The organism is Gemella haemolysans (assembly GCF_012273215.1).
GTDB classification, from domain to species: Bacteria; Bacillota; Bacilli; order Staphylococcales; family Gemellaceae; genus Gemella; species Gemella haemolysans_A.
Map to the genome: position 1 here is coordinate 1,775,001 of NZ_CP050965.1, position 18,375 is coordinate 1,793,375.

The 18,375-nt window shown below is 29.5% G+C and carries 18 protein-coding genes and 1 other annotated feature (1 of these 19 cut by a window edge); of the genes, 11 read left to right on the forward strand and 7 right to left on the reverse strand.

The annotated features are described in order from the left end of the window. The 5 genes from FOC48_RS08365 to dnaA form a co-directional block, all read right to left on the reverse strand. On the reverse strand, positions 1–842 hold the 5' portion of the coding sequence (locus FOC48_RS08365; protein ID WP_003147418.1) for a LacI family DNA-binding transcriptional regulator. 199 nt of this gene lie to the left of the window's left edge; 842 of the gene's 1,041 nt are visible here — the first part of the coding sequence; its start codon is at positions 840–842; the stop codon falls past the left edge of the window. Positions 843–1,099: 257 nt separating this feature from the next. After that, a complete protein-coding gene (locus FOC48_RS08370; protein ID WP_003147419.1) occupies positions 1,100–2,053 on the reverse strand; it encodes an L-lactate dehydrogenase in 954 nt (317 codons plus the stop codon). Between the two features lie 571 nt (positions 2,054–2,624). Further along, positions 2,625–3,815, reverse strand: a complete 1,191-nt coding sequence (locus FOC48_RS08375; protein WP_003147420.1) for a CynX/NimT family MFS transporter — start codon at positions 3,813–3,815, stop codon at positions 2,625–2,627. 315 nt (positions 3,816–4,130) lie between these two features. Beyond that, on the reverse strand, positions 4,131–5,270 hold the full coding sequence (gene dnaN / locus FOC48_RS08380) for a DNA polymerase III subunit beta (protein WP_003147421.1): 1,140 nt from the start codon (positions 5,268–5,270) through the stop codon (positions 4,131–4,133). A 160-nt stretch (positions 5,271–5,430) separates the two neighbouring features. Then, positions 5,431–6,915, reverse strand: coding sequence for a chromosomal replication initiator protein DnaA (dnaA, locus tag FOC48_RS08385; protein ID WP_003147422.1), 1,485 nt, complete (start codon positions 6,913–6,915; stop codon positions 5,431–5,433). Positions 6,916–7,576: 661 nt separating this feature from the next. Between dnaA and rpmH the strand changes: the two genes are divergently transcribed. The 10 genes from rpmH (at position 7,577) to FOC48_RS08435 (ending at position 14,369) form a co-directional block, all read left to right on the forward strand. After that, positions 7,577–7,711: a 50S ribosomal protein L34 gene (gene rpmH / locus FOC48_RS08390; RefSeq protein ID WP_003144116.1), complete on the forward strand. Its 135-nt coding sequence runs from the start codon at positions 7,577–7,579 to the stop codon at positions 7,709–7,711. 125 nt (positions 7,712–7,836) lie between these two features. Next, positions 7,837–8,181 carry a ribonuclease P protein component gene (gene rnpA, locus FOC48_RS08395; RefSeq protein WP_003147423.1) on the forward strand — a complete coding sequence of 115 codons (345 nt, stop codon included), beginning with the start codon at positions 7,837–7,839 and terminating at the stop codon, positions 8,179–8,181. Between the two features lie 2 nt (positions 8,182–8,183). Beyond that, complete coding sequence (gene jag / locus FOC48_RS08400) at positions 8,184–9,053, forward strand: RNA-binding cell elongation regulator Jag/EloR (protein WP_003147424.1); 870 nt, start codon at positions 8,184–8,186, stop codon at positions 9,051–9,053. Positions 9,054–9,061: 8 nt separating this feature from the next. Beyond that, positions 9,062–9,451 (forward strand): response regulator, encoded by a 390-nt coding sequence (locus FOC48_RS08405; RefSeq protein ID WP_003147425.1) that lies wholly within the window; start codon positions 9,062–9,064, stop codon positions 9,449–9,451. 353 nt (positions 9,452–9,804) lie between these two features. Further along, positions 9,805–11,187, forward strand: a complete 1,383-nt coding sequence (gene mnmE, locus FOC48_RS08410; RefSeq protein ID WP_003147426.1) for a tRNA uridine-5-carboxymethylaminomethyl(34) synthesis GTPase MnmE — start codon at positions 9,805–9,807, stop codon at positions 11,185–11,187. A gap of 39 nt (positions 11,188–11,226) precedes the next feature. Next, positions 11,227–11,991, forward strand: coding sequence for an exodeoxyribonuclease III (locus tag FOC48_RS08415; protein ID WP_003147427.1), 765 nt, complete (start codon positions 11,227–11,229; stop codon positions 11,989–11,991). Between the two features lie 208 nt (positions 11,992–12,199). Continuing rightward, positions 12,200–12,682 (forward strand): hypothetical protein, encoded by a 483-nt coding sequence (locus FOC48_RS08420; RefSeq protein WP_003147429.1) that lies wholly within the window; start codon positions 12,200–12,202, stop codon positions 12,680–12,682. 8 nt (positions 12,683–12,690) lie between these two features. Further along, positions 12,691–13,203: a GNAT family N-acetyltransferase gene (locus FOC48_RS08425; RefSeq protein ID WP_003147430.1), complete on the forward strand. Its 513-nt coding sequence runs from the start codon at positions 12,691–12,693 to the stop codon at positions 13,201–13,203. A gap of 81 nt (positions 13,204–13,284) precedes the next feature. Continuing rightward, positions 13,285–13,737 carry a DUF3290 family protein gene (locus FOC48_RS08430; RefSeq protein ID WP_003147431.1) on the forward strand — a complete coding sequence of 151 codons (453 nt, stop codon included), beginning with the start codon at positions 13,285–13,287 and terminating at the stop codon, positions 13,735–13,737. Further along, positions 13,737–14,369 (forward strand): DUF421 domain-containing protein, encoded by a 633-nt coding sequence (locus tag FOC48_RS08435; protein ID WP_003147432.1) that lies wholly within the window; start codon positions 13,737–13,739, stop codon positions 14,367–14,369. The genes FOC48_RS08430 and FOC48_RS08435 overlap by 1 nt, the downstream gene beginning before the upstream one ends. 141 nt (positions 14,370–14,510) lie before the next feature. On the opposite strand, the gene FOC48_RS08440 is transcribed toward FOC48_RS08435, so the two are convergent. Next, positions 14,511–14,792 carry a GNAT family N-acetyltransferase gene (locus FOC48_RS08440; protein ID WP_003147433.1) on the reverse strand — a complete coding sequence of 94 codons (282 nt, stop codon included), beginning with the start codon at positions 14,790–14,792 and terminating at the stop codon, positions 14,511–14,513. A 673-nt stretch (positions 14,793–15,465) separates the two neighbouring features. Further along, positions 15,466–15,703: a binding site (T-box leader), on the forward strand. A 75-nt stretch (positions 15,704–15,778) separates the two neighbouring features. Between FOC48_RS08440 and FOC48_RS08445 the strand changes: the two genes are divergently transcribed. Continuing rightward, positions 15,779–17,056, forward strand: coding sequence for an O-acetylhomoserine aminocarboxypropyltransferase/cysteine synthase family protein (locus tag FOC48_RS08445; protein ID WP_003147435.1), 1,278 nt, complete (start codon positions 15,779–15,781; stop codon positions 17,054–17,056). Positions 17,057–17,427: 371 nt separating this feature from the next. Here FOC48_RS08445 and fabZ read toward each other — a convergent pair whose 3' ends face one another. Further along, a complete protein-coding gene (gene fabZ, locus FOC48_RS08450) occupies positions 17,428–17,889 on the reverse strand; it encodes a 3-hydroxyacyl-ACP dehydratase FabZ (protein ID WP_003147436.1) in 462 nt (153 codons plus the stop codon). Between the last annotated feature and the right edge of the window lie 486 nt (positions 17,890–18,375).

Consider the following 18,375-nt stretch of genomic DNA (forward strand, 5'->3'; position numbering starts at 1 on the left):
CTTGTCATATTTATTAGTTTTGTATTCTCTAATGAAAGGATTTGTAAATCACCTGGAATACTTATACCTAAATCTAGTGCTTGTTGCATTATAGCTAGTGCTACTTCATCAAACATAGTAATTACTACTTCTGAATCGATATTACTTAATGCTTTATATAGTTTATTACTTTCTTTATATGTTCTATATCCATCAATTATGTTTTGTGGTTTAAACTCTACTTTTTCTGAAGCAAGGGCATCTTTGTATCCTTTTATCAGTCTTTGAGTTTTTTGGCTTTCGTATTTATCTATTACTAATGAAATTTTTTTAGATCCTTTTGCTAAAAATTCTTTCGTTACATCGTATGCTGCTTTTTCATAATCAATGTTTACTGCATAGAAATCAGAATCTGTTCCTAGGTTACCTGCTAAAACTACTGGTATTTGAATATCTTGTAAGTAATTTTTTGAACTATCTGATAGTGAATGACCTAAGTAAATAATTCCATCTACTTGTTTACTTACAAATGAAGCGAAGATATTTTTTTCAATTTCTTTATCATCACATGAGTTTGCTAAAATAATGTTATATTTATACATATTAGCTACTGATTCTATACCACTAACTATTTCTGCAGAAGATAAATCTGCAATATCTGGTAATACTATACCAATAGTTGTTGTTTTTTTACTAGCTAGTCCTCTGGCAACAGCGTTAGGTGTATATCTTAATTTTTTGATAACCTCTTGTACACGTAGTCTTGTATCTTCTTTTACATTTGGATTATTATTAACAACCCTTGAAACTGTCGCCATCGATACTTTTGCTTCTTTTGCTACGTCATATATCGTTATTGTCATAGTTTTTCTCCTCTACTTTTTTATTTTAAATTTCTTTGATAACTTTAAAAACCTTTTCATCCGTATATATTGTACCAAATTTTTTTCTATAAGTCTAGTATTTGAAAACATTTTTTTCTATATTTATTTATTTTCAAAAAACGTTTACTTCCCTTTAATATTAATATTCATTTTATTGAAATAATAAAAAAAAGAAGAGTTAAATTCTCCTTAAAAATTTAAGATTAGAATCTAACTCTCCTATAATTTTCTTTAAATTATGCTTCTAAAGATGCGTATGCTTTTTCTAAAGTTTCTTTTAATACTTTAGCAGAGTGTTGCATTTTAGCTGTTTCTTCTTCAGTTAAGTCTAATTCTACTACTTCACGAACACCTTCGCGTCCAACGATAGCTGGAGTTCCGATATATAATCCGTCGATTCCGTAGTGTCCATCACAGTATCCACTTACTGCAAGCTCAACGTTTTCGTCACGTAATATAGCTTTAACGATTGTGAATAATGCAAGTCCGATTGCATAGTAAGTAGCACGTTTACGGTTGATTACTTCGTATGCAGCACGCATAACTTTTTCTTCTACATCAGCGAAATCTTCTTTAGTGTATTTAGAAGTTTCTAAGAATTTATCGAATTGTTTTCCGTAAACATTTACGTTACTCCATGCAGCAAGTTGAGTGTCTCCGTGTTCCCCAATGATATATCCACGAACACTGCTTGGTGCTAATCCTAATTTGTCTCCTAAGATGTAACGGAATCTTGAAGAGTCAAGAGTTGTACCAGATCCAACGATTCTGTTTCTTGGGAATCCAGTGAATTTTTGTAAAGCGTTAGTTAATACGTCTACTGGGTTAGATGCAATAACGATAACTCCATCGAATCCAGAAGCAACGATTTGTTCTGACATGTCTTTAACAACTTTAATGTTTTTGTCAACTAGGTCAAGACGAGTTTCACCTGGTTTTTGTGGAAGACCTCCAGCGATTACGATAACGTCTGCATCAGCACATTGTTCATATCCACCTGAAGTTACTTTAATAGGTGGTACTAAAGCTCCACCGTGGTTAAGGTCCATTGCTTCACCTTCAGCTTTTTCAGCGAAGAAGTCGATTAATCCTAGTTCTTCACAAAGTCCGCTTGAATATAATTGATAAGCAAAGCTCATCCCTACCATTCCTGCTCCTATTAAAACAACTTTTCTATTTTTCGCTTTCATAAGAAAACCTCCATTAATATATATATAGTTTTAGATATTTTTTAAGTAATTATTTTTACTATTTTATTTTTATGGGATAAAATACTATAACAACTCTTATTAAAGTACGAATATCTCATTTCCCTTAGAATTATATCACACTATTGGAAAAAAAGAAAGTGTTTTTATTGCCTTTATTTATGCTATCTTGTTATTAATCTAAACAAATTTTCATATATTTTTTGAAATTTTTATAGTGTTTTATCTGCGAAAATTAAAGCGTTTTCCTTTTATTGTCTTTGTTTATGCATATACTTTTAGTACAAGATAATTTTCTAATTTTATTACAATTAGTACATTTTTTAAGGTTAAATTTTTTAAAAAAATTTTATTTATTTTCTTTATTTTTCTACTTGTACTATTTATATTTAATTTTCTGTATTTATGTTACATTTAAGTGTATTAGTTATTTACTATTATTTTTCTACTCTGTAATATTACAGTTTTACGTTTTTCTTCTTATATTCTATATTTCTCTATTCATTTTCATAGATAAAAGAGGCTCAAATCATTTTTGAACCTCTTTCTTAAGTTATTTTTCTATTATATTCCCTTTTGAACTACAGTGTACTAGTGTCACTAATAATACCGCAGCAGTTAAAATTAATACATATAATCCTTTATTCCAATCTGAAATATCTCTAATGTATCCTAATAATGGTGGGAATACTGCAGCTAATAAATATCCTCCTGATTGAGCTAACCCTGAAATATCAGCCGCTTCTCTTTCATTTCTTGATTTAGCAGAGAATAGATACATTACATAAGAGAATGATCCTCCTCCAGCTAAGGCAAAGATAATAATAAAGATTAACATTGTTGCGAAATTTCCACTTGTATATAACATTCCTACTAATGATACTAAGTATCCTATAGTAATAATTACAGGAATAATTAGTTTATTATGTAGTTTATCTGCTAAAATCGGTACGATAAATGTTGATGGAAATTGTGCAAATTGGCTTATTGATAATAATAATCCTGCAGTTTCTGGCGTGAAACCTTTACTAATCATTATTTCTGAAAACCAAGAAACACTACAATAAAATAGTGCTGATTGCAGCCCCATACTTAGCATAATAGTCCACACTTTCGAATGTTTAAAATATCCATGTACTTTCTCATGACTATCTTTCACTTCACTTACACGGCTATTTTTCGACATTGCTGTGTATACAAAAATATTAATTACAGCTATTACTAACCAAATATTAACAGCAAGACCTGTTGAGAATTTTTCTCCACCGATATTTGTACTTAAGATTGGGTAGCTAATACCAGCCGCAACTGCAGCTCCTACATTCATAACAACTGCATAAAAACCTGTCATAAGTCCTAATTTTTCTGGATAGTATTTTTTTACTAATCCTGGTAATAGTACATTACCTACAGTTATTCCTACTCCAATTATAAATGTCGTAAGAAAGAATACATACGTATTAATGTAAAATCTTAACGCTAATCCGATACTTATTGTAACAACAGCTAATAATAATGTTTTTTCTAATCCAGCTTTGTTTGAAAGTTTTGCTACCATAGGACTAAAAATTGCAAAAGCAATTAATGGGATTGTTGTAATAAATCCTGCCACTGTATTATTTATATCTAATATAGATTTTAATGGACCTAATATTGCCCCAACTGATGTTATAGGTGTTCTTAATATAAGACTTAAAAAGATAACACCAAGTATAATTAATATACTATTCGATTTTTTTGTCATTGTTCCTCCTTAGTTAACATAGAAAAAGGAGTGATTTTACTATTAAGAGTTTGGGATTAATTTAAAATCGATATTTTAGAAATATAATTTTATCGAATTTCCCTGTAAAGTTTATTAGATATCAATAAACTAATATATTTATGATTTCTCATATAAACTTTTCAGAAATTTAGTACTTTTATGTCAGCACCTTTCCCTTATTATGTAAAATCTCCCCTACACAGTTTATTAGATATCCAAAAAGTTGTTAAAAAACTTGTTGAATATCTAATAAATAACTACATTTTTATGTTTAAATCTAATTTTTATATATTATTAGTAAGTTCTTACTGGTAAAATTAATTCGATAATTTCTCTGTGGTAATCACTTGGTTGAATAATAAACGCTGTTAATTCTCCAGAGAACTTAACGATAATTTCTTCAGCTGCAACAGCAGATACCGCGTCTTTTAAATATTTACCAGATACAGAAATTTCAAATTTATCATCTTCTAACGTAGAAGAAACTTTTAATTCTTCTACAGCACTTCCTAAATCTTTTGATTGAGAAGAAACTTCTAATAGATTATCAGTAACTACTAATTTAATAATATCATCTTTATCTTCTCTACTCATTAATGCAACCCTATCTACAGCATTAAAGAATTCTCTACTATTAGCTACAAATGTACATTCAAAAACAGTAGGAATAAGTTTATTAGTATTTGGATAATTCCCGCTAATTAGTAATACTGTATAAACTACATTTTGGTAATAAAGAACTATTCTATTATTTTCATAGAAAATTTCTACTTGATCTTTTCCATTTTCTATCATTCTTTGGAAGTAAGTTAGAGCTTTTCTAGGAATAATTAAATTAAACTCTTTATTACTATCTTCATCATTAAGTGTAACTTGTCTTCTACTTAGACGATATGAGTCTGTAGCAGTCGCTGTTAAAATTTTGTTACTTAATGAGAAGTTAACTCCCTCTAAAATTGGTCTTTGATCATTAGGAGCTGTACAGAATACTGTTTCTTTAATAATATCATTAAAGATATTAGCTTCTAATTTAAGACTATTTTCTTTAGAAATAACTGGGAATTCTGGATAATCATTTGCATCATATCCTTTTACGTTAAATTCACTTTTTCCTGATTTAACTAATATGTTATTTTCTATTGTTTCAATTTCTATTAAATCAGTAGGTGCTTTTCTAATAATTTCTATAAAATTACGAGATGGTAATACTACTTGACCTTCTTCTTCAATAGTTATAATTTCTTTGTCATCTTCATAACTATTTATTGAATATTCAACAGATACTAAAGAATCACTTGCTTTTAATATAAGTTGATCTTTTTCTAATTCTATTTTTATACCTTTTAAAATTTCAAAAAGAGAATTAGGTGCTATTACTCTTGATACATGATTTAATCCATCAAGAAAATTTGATTTAGTTATAGTAAATTTCATTTTTTCTCCTTATATATAATATATATTTAATAAAATAATAATAATAATAAGGCCTGTAAAAACTGTGGAAAACTAAAGATAGCTCAAAAATATTGATTTTTTACTTGTTAATAACTTGTTAACAAAGTTTTGAATATCTATAGTAGAATTTAACAGGCTTCTAGATTTTTCCTAAACGTTCTTTTATCACTTCTATATCTTCAAAAATTTCAGGATTTTCATCTTTGCTAAGTTTTGCAATCTTATTAAATGAATAAAGAATAGAAGTATGATCTTTATTGAAGCAATCTCCTATAGAAGGGAATGATAAAGTAGTAAGTTCCCTACATAGATAGATAGCAATATTTCTAACCTGAACGACTTCCTTTTTACGAGAAGAAGATAATATATCATCAACCTTGATTTTATAGAAATCAGCACATACATTAATGATATTATCAGGTGAGATATTTTTTCTTGGTGAAGTTTTAGCACTTTTTAGTATTTCCTCGGCAATACTAAGTGAAGGTTGTTCATGTTTAGAAGTTGCTGTGAACTTAATGCGTTTAAGCACACCTTCAAGCTCTCTTATATTAGAAGAGACATTGCTAGAAATATAAGTAAGTGTTTCTTCATCTAGTTTAATATCGAACTGTTCGCATTTAAATTTAATAATAGCCATACGAGTTTCGAAGTCAGGTGGTGTAATATCTGCAGTTATCCCCTGACTGAATCTAGTAACCAATCTATCTTCCAAATCATTAAGTTGAGATGGAGAGCGATCACTTATAAGAACGATCTGTTTTTGATTCATTTGTAGTTCATTAAATGTATGGAAAAATGCGTTTTGTGTTTCTGTTTTCCCTGATAAAAATTGAATATCATCGATTAAAAGAGCATCTACATCACGGTATTTTCTTCTAAAGTCTTCATCCGCATTAGTATAATTGTTCTTGTCTTTCATCGGTTTAATAGAAGCAAGAAACTCATTTAAGAATTTCTCAGAAGATATACACTCTATTTTAAAATCAGGGAAATTAGCTTCCATTTCATTACCAATAGCGTGAAGTAAGTGAGTTTTTCCAAGTCCAACCCCTCCGTATATAAATAGCGGATTGTATATTCCACCAGGAGAAACAGCCACGTTCCAAGCTATATTATGTGTAAAAGCATTCCCTTCTCCTACTACAAAGTTTTCAAATGTATAGTTTTTATTAAGAGTAGGGTTTTTCTTACTTGCTATAATATTCTTATTTGGTTCAGGTTTTTTATAATCTTCTAGAGGGAAAGTTTGTTTTTGATAAAAATGTTGAGCTCCAGAAGGTTTGTCACCTTGAAGGAAATTCTGTCTAATTAAGTTTTCTGCTGCTGGTTTTTCATCTTCAACATGAGGAGTAATTAGAGGAAGACCATTATCAAGGGAAGTATATTCTATATTGAAATCAAATCCAGTATTTTTCTTTAGTATTTCTTTTAATTTTTGATCATAAGCACTTTGAATAAATTGAGAAATAAGAGCTTCTTTACTAGTAATAACGATAGATTTTTTCATAAAATCGACATTATCGATAGAAGCACTAGAAAACCATGTATCAAATACATGAGGATCTACAGTACTTTTTAGTTCGCGAAGAATTATTTCCCATAAGAAATTAGAATTACTCAATGAAATACCTCCTTAAAAAAATATATAAATAATTATAGCATAAACTGTTAATAAAATAAAATGATAGTTATTAACAAGTTGTTAACAGAAGTTTTTAACTATGTGAATAATATACTAGGAAAAAGCTGTGAATATGTTAAAAAGTAAAGAAATAAAAGAAGGAAGAATAAAATATCAATAAGTTTTTCACAAAGAGCAACATTGATATAAATATAGTTTATAAGTTTTTCACACACAATTAACAACTGTGGAAAACTTTTAAATGTGAAATTGTTAATAACGTTATAAATCTGTGAAAAACTAATAAGAAAGTAAAATTGAGATTTTAAAGTTATTTAAGTTATTCACAAAAAATTGTGGATAACTATTTAACAACTGTGGAAAAGTTAGTAGGAAATATACTTAAATATTTTTTTATAGTTTTTAAGTGATTATTAACAACTATATTATTTTTTTTGTACATTAAGGGGGATTTATATTAATAGGTTAAAAGAAATATTACTCATAAATAGTGCTAAAAAGACTGTCATTTAGAATATTTTTCTTTAAGAAAATATTTTTTTGAAAAAATAAGGTTTTTGCTTGATAAATTATTTCAGATATGTTAAACTAATTCAGTTATTACATCTATCTAAGTTAAAGAAAACTCGAGGAGGACAAAATGAAACGTACGTATCAACCAAATAAAAGAAAACATTCAAAAGTACACGGATTTAGAGCTAGAATGAGCACTAAAAACGGAAGAAATGTATTAGCAAGACGTAGAGCTAAAGGAAGAAAAGTTCTTTCAGCTTAATGTTTGCACTGAGGGTATCACGAAAGTGGTACCCTTTTTTTATTAGTCAGTCCTAAAAAATATGAAAGATAGTTGTAAAAAAGTAAATAAACTGTTAAAATATTAGTGTTAAGAAAGGTTTTAAAATGAAAAAAGAATATAGAGTAAAAAGAAGTCAAGATTTTGATAATATTATAAGAAAAAAACAATCTTTTGCGAATAGACAGTTTGTTATTTATTATCAAAAAAATAATTTAGACCACATGCGTTTAGGAATTTCTGTAAGTAAAAAATTAGGAAAAGCCTTCGAACGTAATAAAATAAAAAGATATATACGAGAAACTTTTAAAACAAGAAAAGAATATGTAAAAAACTATGATATAATAGTGATTGCAAGACCTGGTGCTAAAGAATTACCGTTTTTAGAATTTGGTAGTAGCATCGATCATGTTTTAAAAAGATCAAAACTTATGAAAGCGAAGAGGAGTTAAGAATGGAAAAAGAATATTATTATATTGGAGCTACTGTAGATGAGGCTATTAAAAAGGGGTTAAAAGACCTAGCTTTATCAGAAGATGCAGTGAAAATTGAAGTAATCGAAGGTGGTAGTACAGGTATCTTCGGATTATTCAAAAAAGAAGCAAAGGTAAAATTAATTCCATTAGATGAAGAATATAATAAAGATGAAGCTGTTGCTAAAGTTATTGAAGTAGAGAAAAAAGAAGAAAAAGTTGTTGAGGTTGAGGAAACAACTGAAAAAACAGAAGAAGTTTCAGTAGAAAAAGTAGTTGAACAAGAAGCTCGTGTTGAAAAAACAGAAATAGTTGAAGAAGAAACTGTTGTTGAAATTGAAGAAGCAGAAACAGCAGAAGAGCCGGTTAAAAAAGCTAAAAGAGAAGATTATATCGTAAAAAATCAAGACCGTATCGTAAGTTACCTACAAAATATCGTTATTGCGATGGGATATCCTGATGTTACTGTTGATTTTAGAGAAGATGGAAACCGTCACTTCACTTTAAATATTAAAACAGAAGAAAATACTAGCCTAATTATCGGGAAACGTGGTATAACTTTAAATAGTTTACAGTTTTTAGTTAATAACTTCGCTAAAAAATTCAGCTCACACTACTTCAGAATAGAAGTAGACTGTGACGATTATAGAGAAAATCGTAAGAAAACATTAGAAGACTTAGCATTAAACTTAGCTAAGAAATCTAAGAAAATTGGAAAACCAGTTGAATTAGAACCTATGACAAGTATTGAAAGAAAAATTATCCACAATGCTTTAACAGGTATTAAAAACGTTGAAACAGAATCACGTGGTGAAGAGCCACATAGATATTTAGTTATTACAGCTAAATAGGAGGTCTAATGAAGACAGTATTAATAGTTGATGATAGTTCTTATTATAGAAGCCGTGGTGCGGAAGTTGTTAGTCGTGCAGGATATGAGTATTATTTTGCAGAAAATGGAGAACAAGCTGTGCGAATGTATAGAAGAATAAAACCAGATTTCGTAACAATGGATATTTGCATGCCGATAATGGATGGCTTAGAAGCAACTAAAGAAATTTGTACGAAATTTCCTGGGGCGAAGGTACTTATCTGCAGTAGTGTTGGACATGTACCTGTGTACAAAAGACAGGCATTCGCTAACGGAGCATGTGGAGTACTACCGAAAGAATATGATTTAGATGATTTAGAATTCGCTATTTCAGAAATTGAAATTATGAATGAAGAGGGAGTGACTCAAAAATCGTGATTTCGTAGAAATCGATTTTGTCGAGTCACCCCCGCACAGTTTATTAGATATCTAAAAAGCTTTTATAAAGCGATTTTAGATATCAATAAACCACTGCGTCTATGAGTTCTCATATACACTTTGTTAAAATTTAAGTCTTTTGGGGGGCAATCCCTTTTCAATAAATAATAAAAATGAGTAGTTTGGAGATTTATCCAGGCTACTTATTTTTTAACGTTGAAATTTGATTTCAAGTAGTTAATAGTTAGCAGTATATAGTTCGGTCGTATATAGAGAAAATTTCAAAGGAATAGTGTATAATAAATAAGATATGAATTTTTTATTAATATAAAAATTTTAAAGGAGTTTGAACAATGAGTGAAACAATTTGTGCTATATCGACAGCTCTAGGAGAAGGAGCTATAGGTATTGTTAGACTTAGTGGTGACGAAGCATTTAGCATTGCCGAAAAAATAGTAAGACTACCAAAAGGAAAAACTGTAGAAAGTCTAGCTAGTCACACTATAAATTATGGAAATGTAGTTGATCCAACTACGAATGAAAAAATCGAGGAAATTATGCTTGTAAAAATGGTAGGTCCTCGTACGTACACTACAGAAGACGTTATAGAAATTAACTGTCACGGTGGTATTGTAACGATTCAAAAAGTACTGGCACTTTGCTTAGAACACGGTGCTAGAATGGCTGAGCCAGGAGAATTTACAAAACGTGCCTTCTTAAATGGTCGTATCGATTTAACGCAAGCAGAAGCTGTAATCGACTTTATTAAGAGTAAAACAGATGAGGCTAGTCAAATAGCTAATAATCAAATGCAAGGACGCTTATCAACGCTTATTAAACGCTTGCGAACTGAAATTTTAGATATCTTAACAGTTGTTGAGGTAAATATTGATTATCCTGAATACGATGACCTAGAAATAGAAACGACAAAAACTATTCTTGAAAAATCAACAAGTATTAGAAATAGTTTAGAAAGTCTATTAGAGACATCAAAACAAGGGAAAATAATTAAAGAAGGAATAAATACAGCGATTATTGGACGACCAAACGTTGGAAAGAGTTCGCTTTTAAATAACCTGCTGCAAGAAAATAAAGCTATCGTAACTGATATTGCAGGAACAACTCGTGACGTTCTAGAAGAGTATGTGAATATTAAAGGAGTACCTATTAAATTAATCGATACAGCAGGTATTCGTGAAACAGACGATATCGTAGAACAAATAGGTGTTAAACGCAGTAAAGAAGCTCTAGAAAAAGCGGATTTAGTATTATTCTTATTAAATAGTAGCGAAGAATTAACAGAAGACGATAAAGAGTTATTAAAACTAACAGAAGGCAAAACAACTATTGTAATATTAAATAAGCTAGATTTAGAGACAAAAATTGATATTGCAGAAGTTGAAAAATTAGCATATAACCACCCTATCATTAAAACATCTATGACAACATATAAAGGGATAGATGAATTAGAGAAAAATATAAGAGACCTATTCTTCGGTGGAGCTGCTCGTCCAAAAGATGCGACATATTTATCAAATACACGTCAAATCAATCTTATTCAACGTGCATTAGCTAGTTTAAACGATGCTATCGGTGCGGCTGAATTAGGATTAGAAGTAGACATGGTGTTAATAGACTATACGAATACATTCAATCTATTAGGAGAAGTTATCGGAGAAAACTCAGGTGATGAACTGATAAATGAATTATTCAGTAGATTCTGTTTAGGAAAATAAAATGTTTCACATGAAACATAAAATAAAAAGGAGAACGAAATGAAATGTATAAGTTTTAATGTCAATGGTCTTAGAGCGATTGTTGGTAAAAATTTTGAAGAAGATTTTAAGAAATTAGATGCTGATTTCTTTTGTTTACAAGAAACGAAGATGCAAGCAGGCCAATTAGACCTACAATTCAATGGATATTATAGCTATTTTAATTATGCTGAGCGTAAAGGGTACTCAGGAACTGCAATATATACTAAACACGAGCCGATAAATGTAACATATGGTATAGGAATCGAAGAACATGATACAGAAGGTCGTGTAATTACATTAGAATATGATAAATTCTTCTTTATTACAGTGTATACACCGAACTCAGGTAGTGAGCTTAAGAGATTAGAATACCGTATGAGTTGGGAAGAAGATTTTAAAAATTATTTATTAGAATTAAACAAAACTAAAGGTATAGTTGTTTGTGGAGATTTAAATGTTGCTCACACAGAAATAGATTTAAAAAATCCAAAATCAAATACGAAAAATGCAGGATTCACACAAGAAGAAAGAGAAAAATTCACGAAGTTATTAGATGCAGGGTTTATCGATACATTTAGATATTATAATCCAGATTTAACAGGTGCATACTCTTGGTGGAGTTATCGCTTTAATGCACGTAAAAACAATGCAGGATGGAGAATTGATTACTTCTTAGTAAGTCGTGACTTAGAAAAGTACTTAGAAAGTGCGGCGATTCACAATGAAATATTTGGTAGTGATCATTGTCCTGTTGAGCTTGTATTAAAAGACAATTTGTTGTAAAATAAAATATGCGTTATGGTAAATCATGACGTGTATTTTTAATGAACCAGATTCAAGTTTAATATTGTAAGCTGGTACTTTATAAATATTAAAGAATGAAAACAACAATTTAAAAAATATCATATAAAATGAACGGAGGCGACTTAATTAGAATAAACTATAATATTAGGTTGCATCCGTTATTAATTTTTTAGAAAAGAGGTAATTTATGGGACCAAAATTCTATATAGAAGACGTAAATGATTGTGATTCACAATATTCTATTGATTATATAAAATTCGATGAACTAGGAAAAATAGATATTGTTAGAGAAACATACGGACGAAATTATTTAGTAGAAAGAGATATACAGTTACCAATTTTTGAATCAGAATCTGAATATATCGATTATTTGATGGAAAAAGATATAATAGATCCATATTTAGCAGATGTATTGCATAGATTAGTTGGACATACACCTGAAAACATAGTAATTGATGAAGTATCTTTAAATAATGCATTATTTATAGGGGATGCCAGAGGCGCAGATAGACCTGGGGGATTTAAAGATGCCTTCGAACTACTTATGGAAGCTACGCTGATATGGGAATTTTCCGCTATAGAAGCGATGGAAAAAACTATGCAGGTAATAAGAACACTACTACGCGATAAAGAGCATAGATATCAAGAAAAACTAATTAGAATAAAATAGGTGAAACTATGTTAAGAACAACGAAAAAAGATGAATTAGAAGTTGTAATGAAGATAATAGAAGATGGTAGGGAGTTTTTAAAAGAACAAGGTGTGAATCAGTGGCAACATGGTGCACCTAGTCGAGATACGATTATTAATGATATCAACGAAGAAATATCATACATATACGATAAATCGGGTGAGATAGTTGCTACAGCTATGCTCACTATTTTTGATGCAGATTATGAAAACTTCCCTACTTTTTGGTCAGAAAATTTTAGTTATTTAGCTATTCATCGTTTAGCTACGGCTAAAAAATCTCGTCATCAAGGAATCGCTCGAGAATTTATGCAAGCTATTTATCTTTTTGCTAAGTCTCAAAAAATAAAATTTTTGAGAATAGATACGCATATAGATAATAAAATAATGAGAAAATTTTTAAGTCGATTTGGATTTGAAGAAAAAGGTATTATAAAATTAACTATGAAAAATATTTTAGATGATAAAGAAAGAGTTGCTTACGAATTAGAAGTAAGATAAAGAGCAATGTTTCATGTGAAACAAAAGTTTTAAAAACTACAATCTAGTTTCACATGAAACAATATACAAGGAGGAAAAACGATGAAATTTTATTCTTACGAATACTTACAAAGTAAAATAGAACAAAATAATATAGTAGGAATTGTAATAGTAGGATTACTACTTTTAGTATTGTTGTTCAGTTTAGTTAAATATTATAAGAATAAACAAGACACAAAATATAGAGAGTTATCAATAATACTTGTATTAGGAACAATATTAGCAGTAACCATAGGTATAGGAAATTATCAAGACAAAGCTATTTCTTCAAATCAATATAGGAGTTCGGTACAATTTATTGAAAAAATAGCGAAGCATTTAAATATAGAAAAAACACGTATCTATATTAATAGTGAAGCATCAATAGAGAATTCATTCGTAAAAATTGATGATACATATTATAGAGTAATAAGTAGTGGTAAAAAAGATGATTATCTATTAGAAAAAATTGATTTAGTAAATCCAGTAGTAGAAAAAGTGGAGGTGAAAAAATAATGCAACTTTCATACGTTGATATAGCAATTAAATTAGCACTTGGATTAATATCATTAGTGTTCGTAATTAATGTTTCTGGTAAAGGTAATTTAGCACCATCTTCAGCAAGTGATCAAGTGCAAAACTACGTACTTGGGGGGATTATTGGTGGTGTGATCTATAATCCAGCAATCTCAATCCTACAGTATATAAATATCTTATTAATATGGGTTATTTTAGTACTTATTCAAAAATGGTTGAAAACAAACAATATGTTCTTCAAAAAAATAGTAGATGGAGAACCGATTACTGTGGTGAAAAATGGAAAAATAGATGTAGAAGCTACAAGAAAGAGTGGTTTGACTGCTCATGATTTAGCGTTCAAACTAAGAAGTCAGGGAGTATATAGTATTAAAAAAGTTAAAAGAGCAGTGTTAGAACAAAATGGACAATTAATCATAGTATTAGAAGACGATGAGAATCCTAAGTATCCAATAATCACAGATGGTAACATTCAAATTAACACATTAGAATCAATGGATAAAACAGAAGACTGGCTAAAAGATACTTTATTAGAAATGGGATATGAAGACACCTCTAAAATATTCCTAGCAGAATACGACAAAGGGCAATTACATATTGTAGAATACTAAAATAATAATATTATTAAACAATATTACGTAAACATCTCTAGAATGTAAAATAAAGACAAAATATAAAAATAATAATATCAGTTAATGTTATAGAAAAGAAAAGCAGGAAATTGAAAAAATCAATTTCCTGCTTTTAAAAAACTATTTTTCAGCGTTAATAAAATCGAAAGAAGAATCTTCTTGGAATTTTTTAACGACATAAGAGCAAGTTGCGATAATTTTTTTGTTTTGCTCAGCCATATCTTTAACAAGCGCGTCTAACAGTTTCCCTGCTACACCTTGACCACGAAGTGATGAATCGACAAAAGTGTGATCAGCAACAACTACATTAGGATTGCTAGTAGTAGAATAAGTAATTTCAGCAATTACTCTACCCTGTTCATCATATTTAACGAAACCATTATTTGTTTTAGTAAATTCCATATAAACCTCCTAGAATAATCATATAGTAATATGAGTGTTATTACTGTTATTATATCATAAAAAAGAGGAAAAGATGTGTAAATTAATCGATGGAGAGACAGAGAATGTAAAAAAGGGAAAAGAGGTTTATGAAGAAGGGACAAAATGTATGTAGTTGGAAAGAAGCTTATTAAATAGTATTTTAGAGAAAAGGAGGTGCAATTTATGATTAAAGAAATAAAAGGAAATGAAGGAAAGTGTTAGAGTAGGAATAATATATTTCAATATCTAGTTAAAGCAACTTTTATCTGCTATCTTCTCATTTTTTCGCTCCTTGTGCAGGTATATATTCACTTTATTTTATATTCACCCTTTTTTTCTAGTTTTATATTGTTTTTTTTTGATATTTATATCCCCCCTTTTTCTTCACTCTTTTTCTCTTTATTTTTCAGTAAGTTTGCCCTTATTTTTAAATTTCACACGAAAAAATAAAAAATAATCATTTCTTAAATTAAAATAAATACTTTCACTAGATTTTTATTTTTAAAATAATAAATAAATTAAAATATTTTTATAAGATTTTTTGTTTAACATCTTTTTAACATCTTATAGAAGAAAAATAAAACGTTTTAAATTTTTAAAAAAAAGTTATTGACAAATATATAAAACGGGTGTATAATTAGTTAAATTTAATACACAAACGTTGAAAAGATAAGTAGATTAATACGTAGCTACAACAGAGAGTTGCTGTTTGGTGTGAAGTAACAAGGTGAAGATTAATTGAAAATGGTCTTAGAGTTTTGTTTATCTAATAGGTAAACACGTGAGCTGCACGATATAGCACACAGTATAAACATGTACTGAATAAGGTACTAATCGTAAGGTTAGTATAAACTAGAGTGGTAACGCGAATTAAGATACTCGCCTCTATTGCATAAGCAATAGGGGTGTTTTTTTATTATCTAAAACACAGAACTTATCAAAACGTAGAAAAGAGGAAATATATTATGACAAGAAAATTTAGTTTTGAAACATTACAATTACACGCAGGACAAACAGTTGGAGATACAAAAGCAAGAGCTGTACCGATTTATCAAACAACATCATTCGTTTTCGATGATATGCAAGATGCTGCAGATTCATTTGCATTAAGAAAAGCTGGGAATATTTATACTCGTATTACAAACCCTACTACGGCTGTTTTTGAAGAAAGAATCAATGCTTTAGAAGGTGGAGTTGGAGCATTAGCTGTAGCTTCAGGAATGGCTGCAACTACATATGTATTCTTAACATTAGCTCATGCTGGAGATCATATTGTATCTTCTAAAAATGTGTATGGAGGAACTTACAACCTATTAAAACTTACATTACCTCGTTATGGAGTAGATGCAACTTTTGTTGATCCAGACAACTTTGAAGAAATTGAACAAGCTATTACAGATAAAACTAAAGCATTATTTGTAGAAACTTTAGGAAATCCATTAGCAAACGTAGCAGATTTAGAAAAATGGGCTGAAATTGCTCACAAACACAAAATTCCATTAGTAGTAGATAACACATTTGCTAGTCCATACTTAATCAATGCATTTAGCCATGGCGTAGATATTATCGTTCACTCTGCGACTAAATTCATCGGTGGACACGGAACATCAATTGGTGGTGTTATCGTAGACAGTGGTAAATTCGACTGGGAAGGTAGTGGTAAATTCCCTCAATTAGTAGATGAAGATCCAAGTTACCACAACTTAAGTTATACAAGAGACGTAGGTGCTGCGGCGTTTATCACAAATGTAAGAACACAATTATTACGTGACACAGGAGCAGCATTATCACCATTCAACGCGTTCCTATTATTACAAGGATTAGAAACATTATCTCTAAGAGTGGAACGCCATGTAGAAAATACTAAGAAAGTATTAGACTTCTTAGCTAAACACCCTAAAGTAGAATCAATCAACTACCCTGGATTAGAAGGAAACAAATACTATGAATTAGCTAAAAAATACCTACCTAAAGGTAGTGGTTCAATCTTCTCATTCGATGTAGTTGGTGGAGAAGAAGCAGCCCGTAAAGTAATTGATAGTTTAGAAATATTCTCTAACTTAGCGAATGTAGCTGATGCGAAAAGTTTAGCAATCCACCCTGCTTCAACTACACACGGTCAATTAAGTCCAGAAGAATTACAATACACAGGAATTACTCCTGCGCAAATTAGATTATCAATCGGTCTAGAAAACGCAGATGACTTAATCGAAGATTTACGTTTAGCATTAGAAAATATTTAATACAGAAGAAACAAAAATGTTTTACGTGAAACATTTATAAGATTACTAAATACCGATTAACCTTAAAAAAATATATATTTATAGAGTATGTGCGGGGTTAAGACTCGACTTCTGATAATTTAATAACCGTTTATTTTTGTATTGTATATTTATAATAAACACGTCTTAACCCTCGCGAGTTTTCTCTTTTTGGAAGGTGATTAACAAAAGATAAATAATGATAAAAACAGTATCGACATTTATCTTTAGAGTTAATCACCTTCTTTTATATTCAGTTATAAAAAAGAGGGTATATAAAAAAAGTCTTTTTAGGGAAATATCCTAAAAAGACCTGTATAAAGGATAATAATTAAGTTAATAGGGTGAAAAAACTAACTTTTAGCTATTAACATATCACCTGAGGCAACTTCTTTACCATTTTCATCTTGAATCACAGCATTTACTCTTATAAGACTACGTAAACTAGACTGTAATTCACATATAATCTTTAATTGATCCCCAGCTGTTACTAGTCTTTTAAATTTAAAGTTTTTAACGCTAGCTAAATAACCAACATTATTTGTGACAGTTTCAAAATCAGTCTGTTCATTCACTTCTTCTACTCCTAAAGAGTCTAGAATACACAGTAAACCTGCAGATTGTGCTGCCATTTCAATCATTAAAACACCTGGTACAACAGGTTTTTTAGGGAAATGACCCTGGAAGTAAGGTTCGTTTATCGTTATATTTTTACGACATTCAATTGAGCCGGGTTTATAACTAATTACTTTATCTACCAATAAGAAAGGGTAGCCGTGAGGTAATAACTTCATTATAGTTTCAATATTAATCATGATAATAAAACTCCTTTTTGTGAAAAATTATTTCAATTCTTATTAAAAAATACCTTAAAATATTAAATATCTTTACTATATATAATAGAATTTTATTCCTCAATTGTCAAATTAAATAGAAAAATCGTTTGATTAAATAAACTATAATTTCTTAAGTTATTAAAACTAGTTAAAATATTTTTTTAGTGAATATATGCTGAAAGTAGAGTGAATTTAGAATAAAATACCTTATTTTCGTATACTCCCCTTCCCTTTTTTTTCTTTTTTTTTACATACCCTTCTCTTCCACCATTTTTTTAGGTGATTCCCCTCTTTTTTTACATAGATTTATTTCCTTTTCTTTAAAAATCACAATAAACTTTATATATTCATTTCTTTAATACGTATTTTACTACTAAATAATGAATAACCTCCCTCCTCTTTTTTACTTCTAGACTCTCTCCCCTCCCCTATCAGTATTTTATTATTTAAATTTTATTTATAAAA

Excerpts from the sequence above, each read along its gene's own strand:
- FOC48_RS08425 (WP_003147430.1), top strand. The coding sequence starts at position 12,691 with ATGTTAAGAACAACGAAAAAAGATGAATTAGAAGTTGTAATGAAGATA.
- FOC48_RS08435 (WP_003147432.1), top strand. The coding sequence starts at position 13,737 with ATGCAACTTTCATACGTTGATATAGCAATTAAATTAGCACTTGGATTA.
- jag (WP_003147424.1), top strand. The coding sequence starts at position 8,184 with ATGGAAAAAGAATATTATTATATTGGAGCTACTGTAGATGAGGCTATT.
- FOC48_RS08430 (WP_003147431.1), top strand. The coding sequence starts at position 13,285 with ATGAAATTTTATTCTTACGAATACTTACAAAGTAAAATAGAACAAAAT.
- FOC48_RS08375 (WP_003147420.1), bottom strand. The coding sequence starts at position 3,815 with ATGACAAAAAAATCGAATAGTATATTAATTATACTTGGTGTTATCTTT.
- mnmE (WP_003147426.1), top strand. The coding sequence starts at position 9,805 with ATGAGTGAAACAATTTGTGCTATATCGACAGCTCTAGGAGAAGGAGCT.
- dnaN (WP_003147421.1), bottom strand. The coding sequence starts at position 5,270 with ATGAAATTTACTATAACTAAATCAAATTTTCTTGATGGATTAAATCAT.
- FOC48_RS08415 (WP_003147427.1), top strand. The coding sequence starts at position 11,227 with ATGAAATGTATAAGTTTTAATGTCAATGGTCTTAGAGCGATTGTTGGT.
- FOC48_RS08370 (WP_003147419.1), bottom strand. The coding sequence starts at position 2,053 with ATGAAAGCGAAAAATAGAAAAGTTGTTTTAATAGGAGCAGGAATGGTA.
- rpmH (WP_003144116.1), top strand. The coding sequence starts at position 7,577 with ATGAAACGTACGTATCAACCAAATAAAAGAAAACATTCAAAAGTACAC.
- rnpA (WP_003147423.1), top strand. The coding sequence starts at position 7,837 with ATGAAAAAAGAATATAGAGTAAAAAGAAGTCAAGATTTTGATAATATT.
- FOC48_RS08440 (WP_003147433.1), bottom strand. The coding sequence starts at position 14,792 with ATGGAATTTACTAAAACAAATAATGGTTTCGTTAAATATGATGAACAG.
- FOC48_RS08420 (WP_003147429.1), top strand. The coding sequence starts at position 12,200 with ATGGGACCAAAATTCTATATAGAAGACGTAAATGATTGTGATTCACAA.
- fabZ (WP_003147436.1), bottom strand. The coding sequence starts at position 17,889 with ATGATTAATATTGAAACTATAATGAAGTTATTACCTCACGGCTACCCT.
- FOC48_RS08445 (WP_003147435.1), top strand. The coding sequence starts at position 15,779 with ATGACAAGAAAATTTAGTTTTGAAACATTACAATTACACGCAGGACAA.
- FOC48_RS08405 (WP_003147425.1), top strand. The coding sequence starts at position 9,062 with ATGAAGACAGTATTAATAGTTGATGATAGTTCTTATTATAGAAGCCGT.